Annotated in this window: 13 protein-coding genes; 8 read left to right on the forward strand and 5 right to left on the reverse strand. The window is 59.5% G+C overall.

The features are described 5' to 3' along the window. From VGK14_RS07280 to VGK14_RS07290, 3 genes are all read left to right on the forward strand, one after another. Positions 1-379: peptidylprolyl isomerase (locus VGK14_RS07280; protein WP_331508316.1), on the forward strand; the 379-nt coding region annotated here is incomplete at its 5' end. Further along, positions 372-863, forward strand: coding sequence for a peptidylprolyl isomerase (locus VGK14_RS07285; protein WP_331508317.1), 492 nt, complete (start codon positions 372-374; stop codon positions 861-863). The genes VGK14_RS07280 and VGK14_RS07285, both read left to right, overlap by 8 nt. After that, entirely contained in the window at positions 860-1,585 is a 726-nt protein-coding gene (locus VGK14_RS07290; RefSeq protein WP_331508318.1) for a UDP-2,3-diacylglucosamine diphosphatase, read from the forward strand. The genes VGK14_RS07285 and VGK14_RS07290 overlap by 4 nt, the downstream gene beginning before the upstream one ends. A gap of 23 nt (positions 1,586-1,608) precedes the next feature. Here the strand turns inward: VGK14_RS07290 and VGK14_RS07295 are convergent, their stop codons facing one another. The 4 genes from VGK14_RS07295 to polA all read right to left on the reverse strand — a co-directional run bounded on the left by VGK14_RS07295 (position 1,609) and on the right by polA (position 9,018). Next, positions 1,609-3,741 carry a UvrD-helicase domain-containing protein gene (locus VGK14_RS07295; protein WP_331508319.1) on the reverse strand — a complete coding sequence of 711 codons (2,133 nt, stop codon included), beginning with the start codon at positions 3,739-3,741 and terminating at the stop codon, positions 1,609-1,611. 393 nt (positions 3,742-4,134) lie between these two features. Next, on the reverse strand, positions 4,135-5,775 hold the full coding sequence (groL, locus tag VGK14_RS07300; protein WP_331508320.1) for a chaperonin GroEL: 1,641 nt from the start codon (positions 5,773-5,775) through the stop codon (positions 4,135-4,137). A gap of 39 nt (positions 5,776-5,814) precedes the next feature. Next, positions 5,815-6,105, reverse strand: a complete 291-nt coding sequence (groES, locus tag VGK14_RS07305; RefSeq protein ID WP_331508321.1) for a co-chaperone GroES — start codon at positions 6,103-6,105, stop codon at positions 5,815-5,817. Positions 6,106-6,300: 195 nt separating this feature from the next. After that, on the reverse strand, positions 6,301-9,018 hold the full coding sequence (polA, locus tag VGK14_RS07310; protein ID WP_331508322.1) for a DNA polymerase I: 2,718 nt from the start codon (positions 9,016-9,018) through the stop codon (positions 6,301-6,303). A 19-nt stretch (positions 9,019-9,037) separates the two neighbouring features. Here polA and VGK14_RS07315 point away from each other — a divergent pair, with 19 nt between their 5' ends. From VGK14_RS07315 to VGK14_RS07330, 4 genes are all read left to right on the forward strand, one after another. Further along, positions 9,038-9,766, forward strand: coding sequence for a TIGR00730 family Rossman fold protein (locus VGK14_RS07315; protein ID WP_331508324.1), 729 nt, complete (start codon positions 9,038-9,040; stop codon positions 9,764-9,766). Between the two features lie 90 nt (positions 9,767-9,856). Then, positions 9,857-10,195, forward strand: a complete 339-nt coding sequence (locus VGK14_RS07320) for a DUF2782 domain-containing protein (protein WP_331508325.1) — start codon at positions 9,857-9,859, stop codon at positions 10,193-10,195. Between the two features lie 63 nt (positions 10,196-10,258). Next, positions 10,259-11,209, forward strand: a complete 951-nt coding sequence (thrB, locus tag VGK14_RS07325) for a homoserine kinase (protein ID WP_331508326.1) — start codon at positions 10,259-10,261, stop codon at positions 11,207-11,209. Between the two features lie 16 nt (positions 11,210-11,225). Continuing rightward, positions 11,226-11,954 (forward strand): BPSS1780 family membrane protein, encoded by a 729-nt coding sequence (locus VGK14_RS07330; protein WP_331508328.1) that lies wholly within the window; start codon positions 11,226-11,228, stop codon positions 11,952-11,954. 65 nt (positions 11,955-12,019) lie between these two features. Here the strand turns inward: VGK14_RS07330 and VGK14_RS07335 are convergent, their stop codons facing one another. Next, entirely contained in the window at positions 12,020-12,904 is an 885-nt protein-coding gene (locus tag VGK14_RS07335) for a phosphoribulokinase (protein WP_331508329.1), read from the reverse strand. A gap of 149 nt (positions 12,905-13,053) precedes the next feature. Here VGK14_RS07335 and leuS point away from each other — a divergent pair, with 149 nt between their 5' ends. Beyond that, positions 13,054-15,774 carry a leucine--tRNA ligase gene (leuS, locus tag VGK14_RS07340; protein WP_331508331.1) on the forward strand — a complete coding sequence of 907 codons (2,721 nt, stop codon included), beginning with the start codon at positions 13,054-13,056 and terminating at the stop codon, positions 15,772-15,774. Positions 15,775-15,777: the final 3 nt, after the last annotated feature.

Below are 15,777 nucleotides of genomic sequence, written 5' to 3' on the forward strand. Positions count from 1 at the left end.
CAACGAATCCACTAACGGCTTGTCCAATGATTTCGGCACACTGGCAATGGCACGTGGTTATGGATCCAATACCGCGACTTCGCAGTTCTATGTCAATCTCGAGGATAACCGTTTTTTGAATTACTACCGCCAGGAACCCGGCCTGGAGGGATATACCGTATTCGGACGCGTGATTCGTGGCATGAATGTGGTGATGCAGATCAGCGAGGGCCAGACTGCCAAAGTGGGCAAGCTGGACCATGTGCCGAAAGAGCCCGTGGTAGTGCGCGCTTCGCATCTGCTGGAGGTGCCGGTATTGGCGGAAAATATTCAGCCGCCCAAGCCGGAAGTAATCGATGTTCCCATCAAAATTGCAAAAAAAGGAAAGAAACGTGGTTAAGATTTTTACAAATTTCGGCGATATCGTACTTGAACTCGACGCGGAAAAGGCGCCCGTTACGGTCGCCAATTTTCTGGAATACGTCAACAGCGGTTTTTACAACGGTACCATTTTCCATCGCGTCATTGACGGCTTCATGATCCAGGGCGGCGGCATGGAGCCCGGCATGCAGCAAAAGCCAACCAACGCCCAGATCAAGAATGAAGCCGACAACGGCCTGCTGAACAAGACCTATACCGTCGCGATGGCGCGCACGCCCGACCCGCATTCCGCCAGCAGCCAGTTCTTCATCAACGTAGCGGACAATGATTTCCTCAATTACCGCACCGCCAATTCTCAGGGCTGGGGATACTGCGTGTTCGGCAAAGTGGTTGAAGGCATGGACGTCGTGGACAAGATCGCCAAGGTGAAGACCGGCAACAAGGCCGGCCATCAGGATGTGCCGGTGGACGATGTCGTGATCGAATTGGCCGAAGCCGTGTGATTTTTTTCATTTCCGACCTGCATCTTTGCCAGGAACGGCCGCACGCCGCCAGGCTGTTCCTGGATTTTCTAGCAAACCGGGCACGCCAGGCCCAGGCGCTTTATATCCTGGGCGACCTGTTCGAATACTGGGCGGGCGACGACGATATCGGCGACCCGTCCCACCGGCCTGTCGTGGAGGCCATGCACCAGCTGGCCAGCAGCGGTGTCTCGTTGTACGTGATGCACGGCAATCGCGATTTTCTGCTGGGGCAGGACTTTGCCGCAGCCAGCGGCGCGACCTTGCTGCCGGATCCGGTGGCGATCGATTTGCATGGCAAGCGGGCGCTGCTGACGCATGGCGATCTGTTGTGCACCGACGATGTCGACTACCAGAATTTCCGCACCATGGTGCGCGAACCGGCATGGCAGCAGCGCTTCCTCGGCCTGCCGCTGGCGCAGCGCAAGGCGCAGATTGTTGAATTGCGCAGCCGCAGCGAACAGGCGAAATCCTGCAAGGCCGAGGCCATCATGGATGTCAATGCGGATGCGGTTGCGGGGTTTCTGCGGGAGCGGGATTTTCCGCCGCTGCTGATCCACGGACATACCCACAGGCCCGGCCGCCATCTGATAGAACTGGACGGCAGGACTTGCGAACGTATCGTGCTGGCGGATTGGGGCGATACCGGCAGTTGCCTGCAATGCGGCCCGGACGGCTGCGACGTGCGGGAGTTGCGCTTGTAGTTCCGGAGTTTGCAGCCTGCGGGCTACAGGGCTTCCAGCTTGGCGTATTCCAGCGCCAGCCATTTGGTGCCGGCATCGCGGAAGTTGACCTGAACCCGCGCGTCCGAGCCGCCCTCATAAGCCAGAATCACCCCTTGCCCGAACTTCGCATGACGCACGCCCTGGCCGATGCGCCAGGGCGCTGTCGACGACTGCGCTGGCGCATATGCCGAAGTCATGGCGGGCTGCGAAAACTTGGCTGCCGGCCGCGCATTGAGGCGTTTCAGCAGGTTTTCGGGAATTTCATCCAGAAAGCGCGATGGAATGTTGTAGCGCACTTGCCCATGCAGCATGCGGCTCTGCGCATGGGAGAGGTACAGCCGCCGCCGGGCGCGGGTGACGGCGACATACATCAGGCGCCGTTCTTCCTCCAGGCCGCTGGTTTCGATCATGCTCTGCTCGTGCGGGAACAGGCCTTCTTCGATGCCGCCGATGAATACGGTATGGAATTCCAGCCCCTTGGCGGCATGCACCGTCATCAGCTGTAGTGCGTCGCGGCCGGGATCGGCCTGATGCTCGCCGGCTTCCAGGCTGGCGAAGGTGAGGAAATCCACGAGGCTGTTGTCGTCGCGCTCGTTGACGAAGGCGATCGCCGCATTGACCAGTTCGTCGAGGTTGGCAATGCGGTCTTCGCCTTCTTTTTCCATACCATAGTGCTGGCGCAGCCCGCTCATCTGCGTCACCACGTCCATCATTTCCGGCAGCGGCAGGCCGTGGCAGGCTTCCGCCATGGATTTGATCAGCGCGACGAAGCCCTCGATGCCCTTGCCCGGCTTGGGATCGTTGCCGGCTTTGGCCAAGGCGGCCTGCCACAGGCTGCCCTGCTGCCCGCGGGCAACTTCCTGCAACTGTTCCAGACTGCGTGTGCCGATGCCGCGGGTGGGGAAATTGATGACACGCAGCAACGACGTATCGTCGTCCGGGTTGCTTACCAGTCGCAGATAGGCCAGCGCGTGCTTGATTTCAGCACGTTCGAAGAAGCGCAGGCCGCCGTAGACGCGATAGGCGATGCCGGCGGAAAACAGTGCGTGCTCGAGGATGCGCGACTGCGCGTTGGAGCGGTACAGCAGCGCCATCTGCGATAGCTCTATGCCTTCGGCATGCAGCGCCTTGACCTCGTCGACGATGAAGCCGGCTTCATCCTGATCGTTATAGGCATCGAACAGGCGGATCGGCTCGCCGCCATCGTCGGAAGTCCACAGATTCTTGCCCAGTCGATTGCGATTGTGGGAAATGATGGCGTTGGCGGCGTCGAGAATGTTGCTGTGCGAGCGGTAGTTCTGCTCCAGCTTGATGACGTCGCGGACGTCGAAATCCTGGCGGAAATCCTGCATGTTGCCGACGCGTGCGCCGCGGAAGGCGTAGATCGACTGGTCGTCGTCGCCCACCGCGAACACCGCGTTGGCGGTGCCGGCCAGCAGTTTCAGCCACAGGTATTGCAGGCGGTTGGTATCTTGGAACTCGTCCACCAGCACATAGCGGAAACGCTCCTGGTAATGTGACCGCAAATGGGCGTCGCGCGCCAGCACCTCGTAACAGCGCAGCAGCAGCTCGGCGAAATCCACCACGCCCTCGCGGTTGCACTGAGTGTCGTACTCGGCAAAGATCTCGCGCAGCTTTTCCGAGTGCTTGTCGTAAACATCCACGCGGTCGGCGCGCAGGCCTTCTTCCTTGCAATTGTTGATGTAGGCCTGCACCTGGCGCGGCGGATATTTCTCGTCGTCGACGTTCATCAGCTTCATCAGGCGCTTGATCGCGGAAAGCTGGTCCGCGCTGTCGAGAATCTGGAACGTTTGCGGCAACGCGGCCTCGCGGTGATGCATGCGCAAAAAGCGGTTGCACAGGCCGTGGAAAGTGCCAACCCACATGCCGCGCGTGTTGATCGGCAGCATGCTTGACAGCCGCGTCAGCATTTCCTTGGCCGCCTTGTTGGTGAAGGTGACGGCGAGGATGCCGTTGGGCGAGACGTGACCGTTCTGGATCAGCCAGGCGATGCGCGTGGTCAATACCCGGGTTTTGCCGCTGCCGGCGCCGGCAAGAATCAACGCGGACACGTGAGGCAAGGTAACGGCTTCAAGCTGCTTGTCGTTGAGGCCGCTGAGTAGGTTTTCTGGCATGTCGAAATAAAAAATGCGTGACCCGGACAGGGTGCACGCATCCGAAATTTTTATGTTTGCGGGAACCAATCTTGTTGATGCGTCGTCTTATCAACAGACGATTTGCTCGTCTCCCGCTTCTCCTCCCTGAGCGGGCGCCTTAATCTACATTAAGGCTTCTTTCCCCCGGTCTTATTCCCCTTTAGCCGGGGATTTTTTTGCCCGTCGCAAACGCATACAAGAGCAAACCGGATGAAACGCTAAGGCAGGCAGTATATGCCGAATATTTCATATTCGTAAAGCATAAAAATGCCCGCACTGGGCGGGCATTTTTTCTTGCTGATAGCGTGCCGCACAAACCTGAAGTATTCCTCAGGCCGGCGCGCGGCAGACGGCTATAACGCCGGAGACGATTTACATCATGTCCATGCCGCCCATGCCGCCCATGCCGCCACCACCCGGCATCGGAGCTTCTTCCTTCGGCAGCTCGGCCACCATGCAATCGGTGGTCAGCATCAGCCCGGCGATGGAAGCCGCATTTTGCAATGCGTAGCGAGTCACCTTGGTCGGGTCCAGCACGCCCATTTCCACCATGTCGCCATAGGTGTCGTTGGAAGCGTTGAAACCGAAGTTGCCGGTGCCTTCAGCGACCTTGTTCACCACTACGGAGGCTTCGGTGCCGGCGTTGGCGACGATTTGGCGCAACGGCTCTTCCAGCGCGCGCAGCACGATCTTGATGCCGGCGTCCTGGTCATGGTTGTCGCCATTCAGCTTGGCGATCGCAGCACGGGTGCGCAGCAGGGCTACGCCGCCGCCGGCGACAATGCCTTCTTCCACGGCAGCACGGGTGGCATGCAGCGCGTCTTCAACGCGGGCCTTCTTTTCCTTCATTTCGACTTCGGTGGCAGCGCCGACCTTGATCACCGCAACGCCGCCGGCCAGCTTGGCGACACGTTCTTGCAGCTTTTCCTTGTCGTAGTCGCTGGTGGCGTCTTCGATCTGCTTGCGCACTTGCTCGACGCGAGCCTTGATGCTGGATTCGGAACCGGCGCCGTCGATGATGGTGGTGTTTTCCTTGCCCACTTCGATGCGCTTGGCTTGGCCGAGGTCGTCCAGCTTGACGTTTTCCAGCTTCAAGCCCAGTTCTTCGGCGATCACGGTGCCGCCGGTGAGGATGGCGATGTCTTCCAGCATGGCCTTGCGGCGGTCGCCGAAGCCCGGAGCCTTCACTGCGGTGGTTTTGAGGATGCCGCGGATGTTGTTCACTACCAGCGTGGCCAGCGCTTCGCCGTCGACGTCTTCGGCGATGATCAAGAGCGGACGGCCGGACTTGGCGACTTGTTCCAGAACCGGCAAGAGGTCGCGGATGTTGGAAATCTTCTTGTCGTACAGCAGGACCAGCGGATTTTCCAGCAGCGCGATTTGCTTTTCGGCATTGTTGATGAAATACGGAGACAGGTAGCCGCGGTCGAACTGCATGCCTTCCACCACGCTCAGGTCGTTCTCCAGGCCGGAACCGTCTTCGACGGTGATCACGCCTTCCTTGCCAACTTTGTCCATCGCATTGGCGATGATCTCGCCGATGTTGGCGTCGGAGTTGGCGGAAATGCTGCCGACCTGGGCGATTTCCTTGCTGGTGGTGCAGGGCTTGGACAGGCGCTTGAGTTCTTCGACGGCCACGACCACAGCCTTGTCGATGCCGCGCTTGAGATCCATCGGGTTCATGCCGGCGGCGACCGACTTCATACCTTCGCGAATGATGGCCTGGGCCAGCACGGTGGCGGTGGTGGTGCCGTCACCGGCGACGTCGGAAGTCTTGGAAGCGACTTCCTTCACCATTTGCGCACCCATGTTCTCGAACTTGTCCTTGAGTTCGATTTCCTTGGCGACCGATACGCCGTCCTTGGTGATGGTCGGGGCCCCATAGGAGCGCTCCAGCACTACGTTGCGGCCCTTGGGGCCGAGGGTGACCTTGACGGCATTGGCGAGCACATTCACGCCGTTGACCATTTTTTGGCGAACGTCGTCGCCGAATCTTACGTCTTTAGCAGCCATATTTTTCTCCTGAAAACTTTGAAATTGAGTGTGAACGCATTAACACTCGACGACGCCCATGATGTCTTCTTCACGCATCACCAGCAGCTCTTCGCCGTCGACCTTGACGGTCTGGCCGGAGTATTTGCCGAACAGCACGCGGTCGCCCACTTTCACATCCAGCTTGCGCACGGAGCCGTCTTCCAGCACCTTGCCGTTGCCGATGGCGATGATTTCGCCCTGATCCGGCTTTTCCGTGGCGGAATCGGGAATCACGATGCCTGAAGCGGTCTTGCGTTCTTCTTCCATGCGTTTGACGATAACGCGGTCATGCAAAGGACGAATTTTCATTGTTAAGTACTCCTGATTAAGAGATCGTTGAAACAGTTTGTATGAATTGAAGCCGAGGCATTAGCACTCAAGCTATTCGAGTGCTAATGATATGGGCGGATGTCCTAAATTTCAAGGGCTGGTCCCGGAATATTTCTATCGGGCCGGCATTTTCGACCGGCTGCTCAAGAGCTAAGGGCGGAAAGCCAGGCCCGCTCAATGCGCGCTTTCCCAATTGGTGCCCGCGCCCAGATCTACTTCCAGCGGCACGTCCAGTTGGGCCACCCCGTTCATCAGGCGCGGCAGTTCTGTTCTGATCGGCGCCAGTTCTGCGTCCGGCACTTCCAGCACCAGTTCGTCGTGCACCTGCATGATGATGCGAGTGCCGATGTTCTGTGTTTTCAGCCAGCCATGCACGGCGATCATCGCGAGTTTGATCAGGTCGGCGGCGGTGCCTTGCATCGGCGCGTTGATCGCCGCGCGTTCGGCGCCCTGGCGGCGCTGTCCGTTGGGACTGTTGATTTCCGGCACCCACAGGCGACGCCCGAATAAGGTTTCGACGTAGCCGTTCATTTTTGCTGCTTCGCGGGTGCGTTTCATGTAATCCGCCACGCCGGGATAGCGGGCGAAATAGCGGTCGATATAGCTTTGCGCCGCGCCGCGCTCGATGCCCAACTGGCTCGCGAGGCCGAAGGCGCTCATGCCGTAGATCAGGCCGAAATTGATGACCTTGGCATAGCGGCGCTGTTCGGGGCCGACCTCCTCCGGCGCAATGCCGAAAATCTCGGCGGCGGTGGCGCGGTGGATATCCCGGCGCTCGGCGAAAGCCTTGAGCAGGCCGGCGTCCTGCGACAAATGCGCCATGATGCGCAGCTCGATTTGGGAGTAATCCGCCGAAACAATGGCATGGCCGGGCGGGGCGATGAAGGCTTCGCGGATGCGGCGGCCCTCGGCGGTGCGCACGGGAATGTTCTGCAGGTTCGGTTCGGAACTCGCCAGCCGCCCGGTGACAGCCACCGCCTGGCTATAGTTGGTGTGCACGCGCCCGGTCGCGGCATCCACCATGCGCGGCAGCTTGTCGGTATAAGTCGATTTGAGCTTGCTCAAGCCGCGGTATTCCAGCAGCACCTTGGGCAGCGGGTGATCCAGCGCCAGTTCCTGCAATACATCCTCGTCGGTGGAAGGCGCGCCGGACGGCGTTTTTTTCAGCGGCTTGATGCCGAGCTTGCCGAACAGGATTTCCTGCAGCTGCTTGGGTGAGCCGAGGTTGAACGGCTGGCCGGCCAGTTCGTGCGCCTGCTGTTCCAGCCGCAGCAATTTCTGGCCGAGCTCATGGCTTTGCGTTTGCAGCATCTTGGTGTCGATCAGCACGCCGCTGCGCTCGATGTCGAACAGGATGTCGAGCAGCGGCATTTCGATCATGCGATAGACGCGGTCCAGTTTCGCGTCGGTGGTGATCTGCGGGTAGAGCGTTGCATGAAGTTGCAACGTGATGTCGGCGTCTTCGGCGGCGTATTCGCTGGCCTGTTCGATCGCCACCTGGTCGAAACAGACCTGCTTGGCGCCCTTGCCGGCGACTTCCTCAAAAGTGATGGTTTTGACGCCAAGATGGCGCATCGCCAGCGAGTCCATGTCGTGGCTGCGGTGGCTTTCCAGCACGTAGGATTGCAGCAGGGTGTCGTGCGCGAGGCCATTGAGCGCGATGCCGTGGTTGGCCAGGATGTGCTTGTCGTACTTGAGGTTCTGCCCGACCTTGAGGACATTGGGGTTCTCCAGCAGCGGTTTGAGCTGCGCCAGCGTCTGCTCGAAAGCGAGCTGTGCCGGGGCGCCGGCATAGTTGTGCGCCAGCGGCAAATAGGCCGCCGCGCCGCAGTCGACGGCGAACGACATGCCGACCAGCCTGGCATTGAGCGGATCAAGACCGGTGGTTTCGGTGTCAAAACTAATCAATGGCGCCTGTTGCAGCTTTTGCAGCCATGCGTCCAGCGCCTGCCGGGTAAGGATGGTTTCATAGTGGCGGGTAACCACCGCTGCGCCGAATTCCAGCCCCATCTGCCCAGGCTCCGGTTGGGCCGGTCGCTGATCGCCGAGCGCTGAAAGCTCTTTCAGCCAGGTCTTGAATTCGAAGCGATCGAACAGTTCGGCCAGTTTGGCTTTGTCAGGCTCGAGGTGGACCAAACCCTGCAAACCCACCGGCAGGGCGACGTCGTATTTGACGGTGATGAGTTGCCGGCCCATCGGCAGCCATGGCAATGCCTTCCTGAGGTTTTCGCCGACGACGCCGCCGATTTCGTCGGCATGGGCGATGAGATTATCCAGCATGCCGTATTGCGTGAGCCATTTCAGCGCGGTCTTTGGGCCGCACTTGTCGACACCGGGCACGTTGTCGACCGCGTCGCCGACCAGCGTCAGGTAGTCGACGATGCGGTCGGGTGGCAAGCCGAACTTGGCGAGCACGCCGGCCTCGTCCAGCACCTCGTCGGACATGGTGTTGACCAGCGTGACGTGGGGATTGACCAATTGCGCCAGGTCCTTGTCGCCGGTGGAGATGATGGTGCGTATGCCCTCGGCTTGTGCCTTGCAGGCCAAGGTGGCGATGACGTCGTCGGCCTCGACGCCGTCCACCATCAAGAGCGGCCAGCCCATGGCGGTGATGGCTTCGAGCAGCGGCGGAATCTGCCGGGAAAGGTCGTCCGGCATCGGCGGGCGGTGCGCCTTGTATTCGGGATAGAGGTCGTCGCGGAAGGTTTTTCCTTTGGCATCGAATACGCAGGCGCTATAATCGGCAGGGTAGTCCTTGTGCAGGCGCCTGAGCATGTTCAGTACGCCATAAATGGCGCCGGTCGGTTCGTGATGGCGGTTGCGCAGGTCGGGCAAGGCATGGAATGCCCGATAAAGATAGGACGAACCGTCTACCAGCAACAAAGTTTTCATCGATTATTGAGGCCTCAAAATGTCAGCCGAAGACAAGCTGCCAAAAACCACGGACCTGGAACTTCTGGCCCGCGAATACTCGGCGCGCGAATCCTGGCGCGTGTTCGAGATTATGTCAGAATTCGTCGACTCCACCGAACGGCTGAAGGATATCAGCCCGGCGGTGTCGATATTCGGCAGCGCGCGCACCAAGCCCGACAGCCCCTATTACAAGCTCGCCGAAGAAATCGCACGCGCGCTGTCGGACGCCGGTTTCAGCGTCATCACCGGCGGCGGGCCGGGCATCATGGAAGCCGGCAACAAGGGTGCGTTCCATGGTAAATCGCCCAGTGTCGGCCTCAACATCCAGCTGCCGCACGAGCAGCACACCAATCCCTACCAGGATATCAGCCAGACTTTTCAGCATTTCTTCGCGCGCAAGGTGATGTTCGTCAAGTTCGCCTCGGCTTACGTGGTGCTGCCCGGCGGCTTCGGCACGATGGACGAGCTGATGGAGGCGCTGACGCTGGTGCAGACCGGCAAAACCCGCAGAATTCCCATCATTCTGGTCTGTTCGGCTTTCTGGCAAGGCATGCTGGACTGGTTTCGCGACGTGATGGTGACCGAGAAAATGATAGATGCAGCCGATATGAACCTGATCCAGGTAATCGATGAGCCCAAAAAAGTGGTCGAAGCCATCTTCAAGCACTACGAAACGCGCGGTTTCGAGCCTTCCGCGACGGAGCGGGAGATTCAGCTTAACCTGTAACGCGGCTATGGGATATGTGATTTATCAAACAGCCGGCATTACCGCTTTCCTGCTAGAATTCGTCAACAATGCCAATTAACTGAGGTTCCCATGCCTAACTTTGTTCGCTTGCTGCTTTTGGCCCTGCTTGCCCCGCTATTCGCGCTGGCTGCCGACAAGCCTGTGTTGGAGCCGTTGCCGGAACCTCCGCCGCCGCCTGCCGGGTACGAGCCCGATGTCGCGTCCGAGCCGCAGGTGACAATTATCAAGCGCGGCGAGGACAGCATTGAAGAATACCGCGTCAACGGCCAGCTGTACATGCAGAAAATCACGCCCGCGCATGGCGTGCCGTATTATCTGGTCAAGGAGGCGGTCGATGGCGGCTGGGCGCGCATGGACGGCCCGGGCGAGCGGCTGGCCGTTCCCCAGTGGGTTTTGTTTCGATTCTAGCCTGCAGCGTCAGCGGTCAGCAAAACCCTGAAAGCTGAGCGCTGACGGCTCTGATCGCTTTTTATGTCCGTATTTACTACCGTTACGCCCGATGAGCTGCGCGTTTGGCTGCAGCATTACGCCTTGGGCGACCTCGTCGAACTCAAGGGCATTGCCTCCGGTATCACCAATACCAATTATTTCGTCACCACCGGTGCCGGGCGTTATGTGCTCACGCTGTTCGAAAAGAACAGCGCCGAGGAGTTGCCGTATTTTCTCGACCTGATGGCGCACCTCGCGCGCCATGGCATTCTTTGCCCGCAGCCGTTAGCGGACAATGGCGGAGCATATATGGGCACGCTCAACGGCAAGCCGGCTGCATTGGTGAGCTGCCTGCGCGGAGCATCGCTGGAGCATCCGGCTGCGCTCCACTGTTCGGAGGTGGGTGCTTTCCTGGCGCGCATGCATTTGGCCGGGCAGTCTTATCCGGCCACCATGGAAAATCCGCGCGGCCCGCATTGGTGGGGCGTAACCGCGCATGCGGTAGCGCCGCTTCTCGATGCCGGAGAGCGCAAGCTGCTGGACGACGAGCTGGCCTATCAGGCGAAATTTCGCGGGCTTGATCTGCCGCGCGGCGTGATCCATGCCGACCTGTTCCGCGACAATGTGCTGTTTGACGGCGACCGCCTGGGCGGCGCGATTGATTTCTACTATGCCTGCAACGACGTGCTGGCTTACGACCTGGCGATCACCGTCAACGACTGGTGTGTGGACCAGGAAGGCGCACTCGATACGGCCAGGTTGAAAGCGATGCTGGCGGCCTATCATGCCCAGCGGCCGCTGTCCGAACAGGAGCGCGCCGCCTGGCCCGCATTGCTGCGTGCCGGTGCGCTGCGCTTCTGGCTGTCGCGTTTGTACGACTTCCATTTCCCGCAGCCGGGCGAAATGACGCACGCGAAGGATCCTGGCCATTTCCGCCGGGTGTTAGAATCCCGCATCCGGGACGAGATCGCTATCAGGGCGGTATGGGGTTGATGTGGAAGGGAAAAATATGAATGCAAGAAATGTGGCTGCGGGCAACGGTTGGCAGTGGATACGAGGCGGGTTCGAGTTGTTCAGGCGCAACCCGGTGATCTGGATTGCGCTGTTCTTCGTTTACCTGATGATAGGCATGATGCTGTCGCTGATTCCCATTGTCGGCCCCATCGTGCTCAACCTGCTGGCGCCGGTATTCATGGCTGGCTTCATGCTCGGCTGCCAGGCGCTGGAAAGCGGCGAGGAACTGGAGATCAACCACCTGTTCGCCGGCTTCAAGCAGAATACTGCGCAGCTGATTACCGTAGGTGGACTCTATCTGGTCGGCATTATCGTTATCGCCGGCCTGGTGTTCATGATGACCGGCGGCGCGATGCTGAACGAGGGTGCGCACGGGCTTGGCGTTGAGCATGATCAGGCCATGGAGACAGCGGCGGCGAGCGGCGGTTTGCTGCTGGCCGCGCTGGTAGCGCTGGTGCTGCTGTTGCCGTTGATCATGGCTTATTGGTTCGCGCCTACGCTGGTGATTTTTCATGGACTCAGCGCACCGGATGCGATGAAGCTGAGCTTCACCGCCTGCCTGCACAATCTGATGCCGTTTACCGTCTATAGCCTGATTTCGATGCTGCTGCTGGTGCTCGCGGCAATCCCGTTCGGCCTGGGGCTGCTGGTGATGATTCCGACGATGACGGCTTCGCTTTATGTTAGCTACAAGGACATCTTCAGCGAAGAAATAGTCGCCTGATCCCGCTCTGACATCCAACAAAAAAGCCCGCGCTTGCGGGCTTTTTTGCGGAATTGCGGCCAAATTCAGCCCCGGTCGGCTTTCAGTTTATTGATCAGAGGCGTCAGGATCAGTTCCATCGCGAAGCCCATCTTGCCGCCGGGCACGACAATCGTGTTGGGCCGCGACATGAAGGAATCCTTGATCATAGCCAGCAGAAAACGGAAATCCGCCATTTCTGGGCGACTGAAACGGATTACGATGAAGCTTTCGTTCGCCGTCGGAATCTCGCGCGCGATGAACGGGTTGGACGTGTCCACCGTGGCGACGCGCTGGAAATTGATATGGGTGCGCGAGAACTGCGGCGTGATGTAGTCGACGTAGTCGCGCATGCGCCGCATGATGGTATGGGTTACGGCTTCCGGCGAATAGCCGCGCTCCTTGCAGTCGCGATGGATTTTCTGTATCCATTCCAGATTGACCACAGGAACCACGCCCACCAGCAAATCGGCATACTGCGCCACATTCACCGTTTCCGTCGTCACCCCACCGTGCAGGCCTTCGTAAAACAGCAGGTCGGATCCGGGAGGGATGTCTTCCCAGGGCGTAAATTCGCCTACTTTGAGGTTGGTGCCATAGCGGGCATTGTGCTCGGCAGCCTCTTGCCGATGATGAATATGAAAGCGGCGTTTGCAGCTGCCGGTCTCGCCGTAGACGCGGAAACATTCCTCGATCTTGTCGAAATGGTTGACCTCCGGGCCGAAATGGCTCGGCGCCCGCTTGTTGGCCTTGTCGGCTTCTTCGACTGCAGCCCGGAATTCGTTGCGGGTCAGGCTGTGAAAACTGTCGCCTTCGATCATCGCGGCATTGATGTCTTCACGGCGGAAGATGTGCTCGAAAGCACGTTTGACAGTGGTGGTGCCGGCGCCGGAGGAGCCTGTCACTGCGATTACGGGATGTTTTTTAGACATGCGCTTTACCTGGGATAGTATGCCGACAGTCGCCCCGCCGGACGCACTTTACGAGGTTTTCCATGCGATTATACGTGAGCCCGGGCCATCAACCAATCGCTGGCAGGTTATAATTTAGCCCTTTTCCACGCACAAAACCGGGTTTATTCATGCAGCAGCAGTATCAATTCGCCGAAATCGAACGTGAGGTCCAGCAATACTGGGATTCGCAACAGGCATTTGTGGCCGTCGAGGATGTCTCCAGGCCCAAATACTACTGCCTGTCGATGTTTCCCTATCCTTCCGGCAAGCTGCACATGGGCCATGTGCGCAACTACACGATAGGCGACGTGCTGTCGCGCCATCATCGGATGAAGGGCTACAACGTGTTGCAGCCGATGGGCTGGGATGCGTTCGGCCTGCCGGCGGAGAATGCCGCGATCCAGAACAACGTGCCGCCGGCCAAATGGACGTTCGACAATATCGCCCACATGAAGAAGCAACTGCAAAGCTTAGGCTTCGCCATCGACTGGTCGCGTGAAATTGCCACCTGTACGCCGGAATACTATAAGTGGAACCAGTGGCTGTTCCTGCGCATGCTGGAGCGTGGCGTCGCCTACAAGAAAACCCAGGTGGTCAATTGGGACCCGGTCGACCAGACCGTGCTGGCGAATGAACAAGTCATCGACGGGCGCGGCTGGCGCACCGGCGCGCCGGTGGAAAAGCGCGAGATTCCGGGTTATTACCTCAACATCACCGGCTATGCGGAAGAATTGCTCGACGATCTCGACAAGCTGCCCGGCTGGCCCGAGCGCGTCAAGACCATGCAGGCCAACTGGATAGGCAGGAGCATAGGCGTGCGCTTCGCCTTCCCTTACGAACTGGACGGCAAGCAGGACAAGCTGTGGGTGTTCACCACCCGCGCCGACACCATCATGGGCGTGACCTTCGTCGCGGTCGCGGCCGAGCATCCGCTGGCGACGCGCGCGGCACAGGGTAACCCAGAACTCGCCGCTTTCATCGACAAGTGCAAGCAGGGCTCGGTAATGGAAGCCGACATGGCGACGATGGAAAAGGAAGGCATGCCCACCGGCATTTTCGTCAACCATCCGCTGACCAATGAACAGGTCGAAGTGTGGGTCGGCAACTACGTGCTGATGAGTTACGGCGAGGGCGCGGTGATGGCGGTGCCGGCGCACGACGAACGCGATCACGCTTTTGCGCAGGAATATGGACTTCAAATCAAACCCGTAGTGGTACCAGAAGATTGGCCAACGGAAGAAGTTAGTCTTTCTGACAGCCCCTACTACCACAATGATGGATCTGGTGAAAAGTCAGGCCCTATATTGAGTGCTCCGGGACTCGAACCTGGACTTGACGGTAAGCCTAAAAGAGATAGAACTATTCAGTGGGCAACTTGGCAGTCAGTGCATGGTCAGCCCGGAAGGTGCGTGCTGAGCGGGCCATTAAACGGATTGACGAGTGAGGAGGCTGTTAATAAGGTGGCTGAACTTTTGGCCGTGAAAGGTCTGGGCGAAAAGAAAGTGCAATGGCGTCTGCGCGACTGGGGCGTTTCGCGCCAGCGCTATTGGGGCTGTCCCATCCCCATCATCCACTGCGACACCTGCGGCGACGTGCCGGTGCCGGACGACCAACTGCCGGTGGTGCTGCCGGAAGACTGCGTGCCGGACGGCTCCGGCAATCCATTAAACCGCCGCGAGGATTTCCTCGCCTGTACCTGCCCCAAGTGCGGCCGGCCGGCGCGGCGCGAGACCGACACCATGGATACTTTCGTCGATTCCAGCTGGTATTACGCCCGCTATGCCAGCAAGCGCAGCGATACGGCCATGGTGGACACGGAAACCGCCTACTGGATGCCGGTGGACCAATATATTGGCGGCATCGAGCATGCGATCCTGCACCTCTTGTACTCGCGCTTCTGGAGCAAGGTGATGCGCGACCTGGGCCTGGTCGATTACGACGAGCCGTTCGCGCACCTGTTGACGCAGGGCATGGTGCTCAACCACATTTTCTCGCGCCGTACCGACAAGGGCGGCATCGAATATTTTGCGCCGGAAGAAGTGGAGCTGCTGCACGACGCCGGCGGCAAGATCGTCGGCGCGAAAGCATTGGCCGATGGCCAGCCGGTGGATTTCCAGGGCATGGGCACGATGTCCAAGTCCAAGCGCAACGGCGTCGATCCGCAGTCGCTGATCGAACAGTATGGCGCCGACACTGCGCGCTTCTTCATGATGTTCGCGGCGCCGCCGGAACAGACGCTGGAGTGGTCGGACGCCGGCGTGGAAGGCGCGCACCGTTTCCTGAAACGGGTGTGGACATTCGGCCATACCTTGTCCACCCAGCCCCAGTGCGCAATGCCGAGCAAGCTGGGCAACGGCCTGGCTTTGATCCGCCGCGAGATTCACCTGACGCTGAAACAGGCGGAGTATGATTTATCCAAGCACCAGTTCAATACCGTCGCCTCGGCTGCGATGAAAATGCTGAACGCGCTGGAGAAGGCCCAGAAAGAAAACCTCGAGGGCTGGACGGCGGTGGCGCATGAGGGATTTTCCATCCTGCTGCGCCTCTTGTCGCCGATCACGCCGCACATCGCGCATGCGCTGTGGCGCGAGCTCGGTTACGGCGAGGATATTCTCGCCGCCGCGTGGCCGGAGCCGCTGGAAGCCGCGCTGGCGCAGGATGAGATCGATCTGGTGATCCAGGTCAACGGCAAGCTGCGCGGCAGCGTGACCGTGGCCAAGGATGCCGACCGTAGCGCTATCGAACAGTTGGCGCTGGCACAGCCGGCCGTGCAAAGATATCTGGAAGGCGTCAGCGTGAAAAAGGTAATCGTGGTGCCTGGTAAACTTGTCAACATTGTGGCGGGATAATCT

The sequence above is a fragment of the Novimethylophilus sp. genome, from assembly GCF_036504375.1.
In the GTDB taxonomy this organism is placed as follows: Bacteria; Pseudomonadota; Gammaproteobacteria; order Burkholderiales; family Methylophilaceae; genus Novimethylophilus.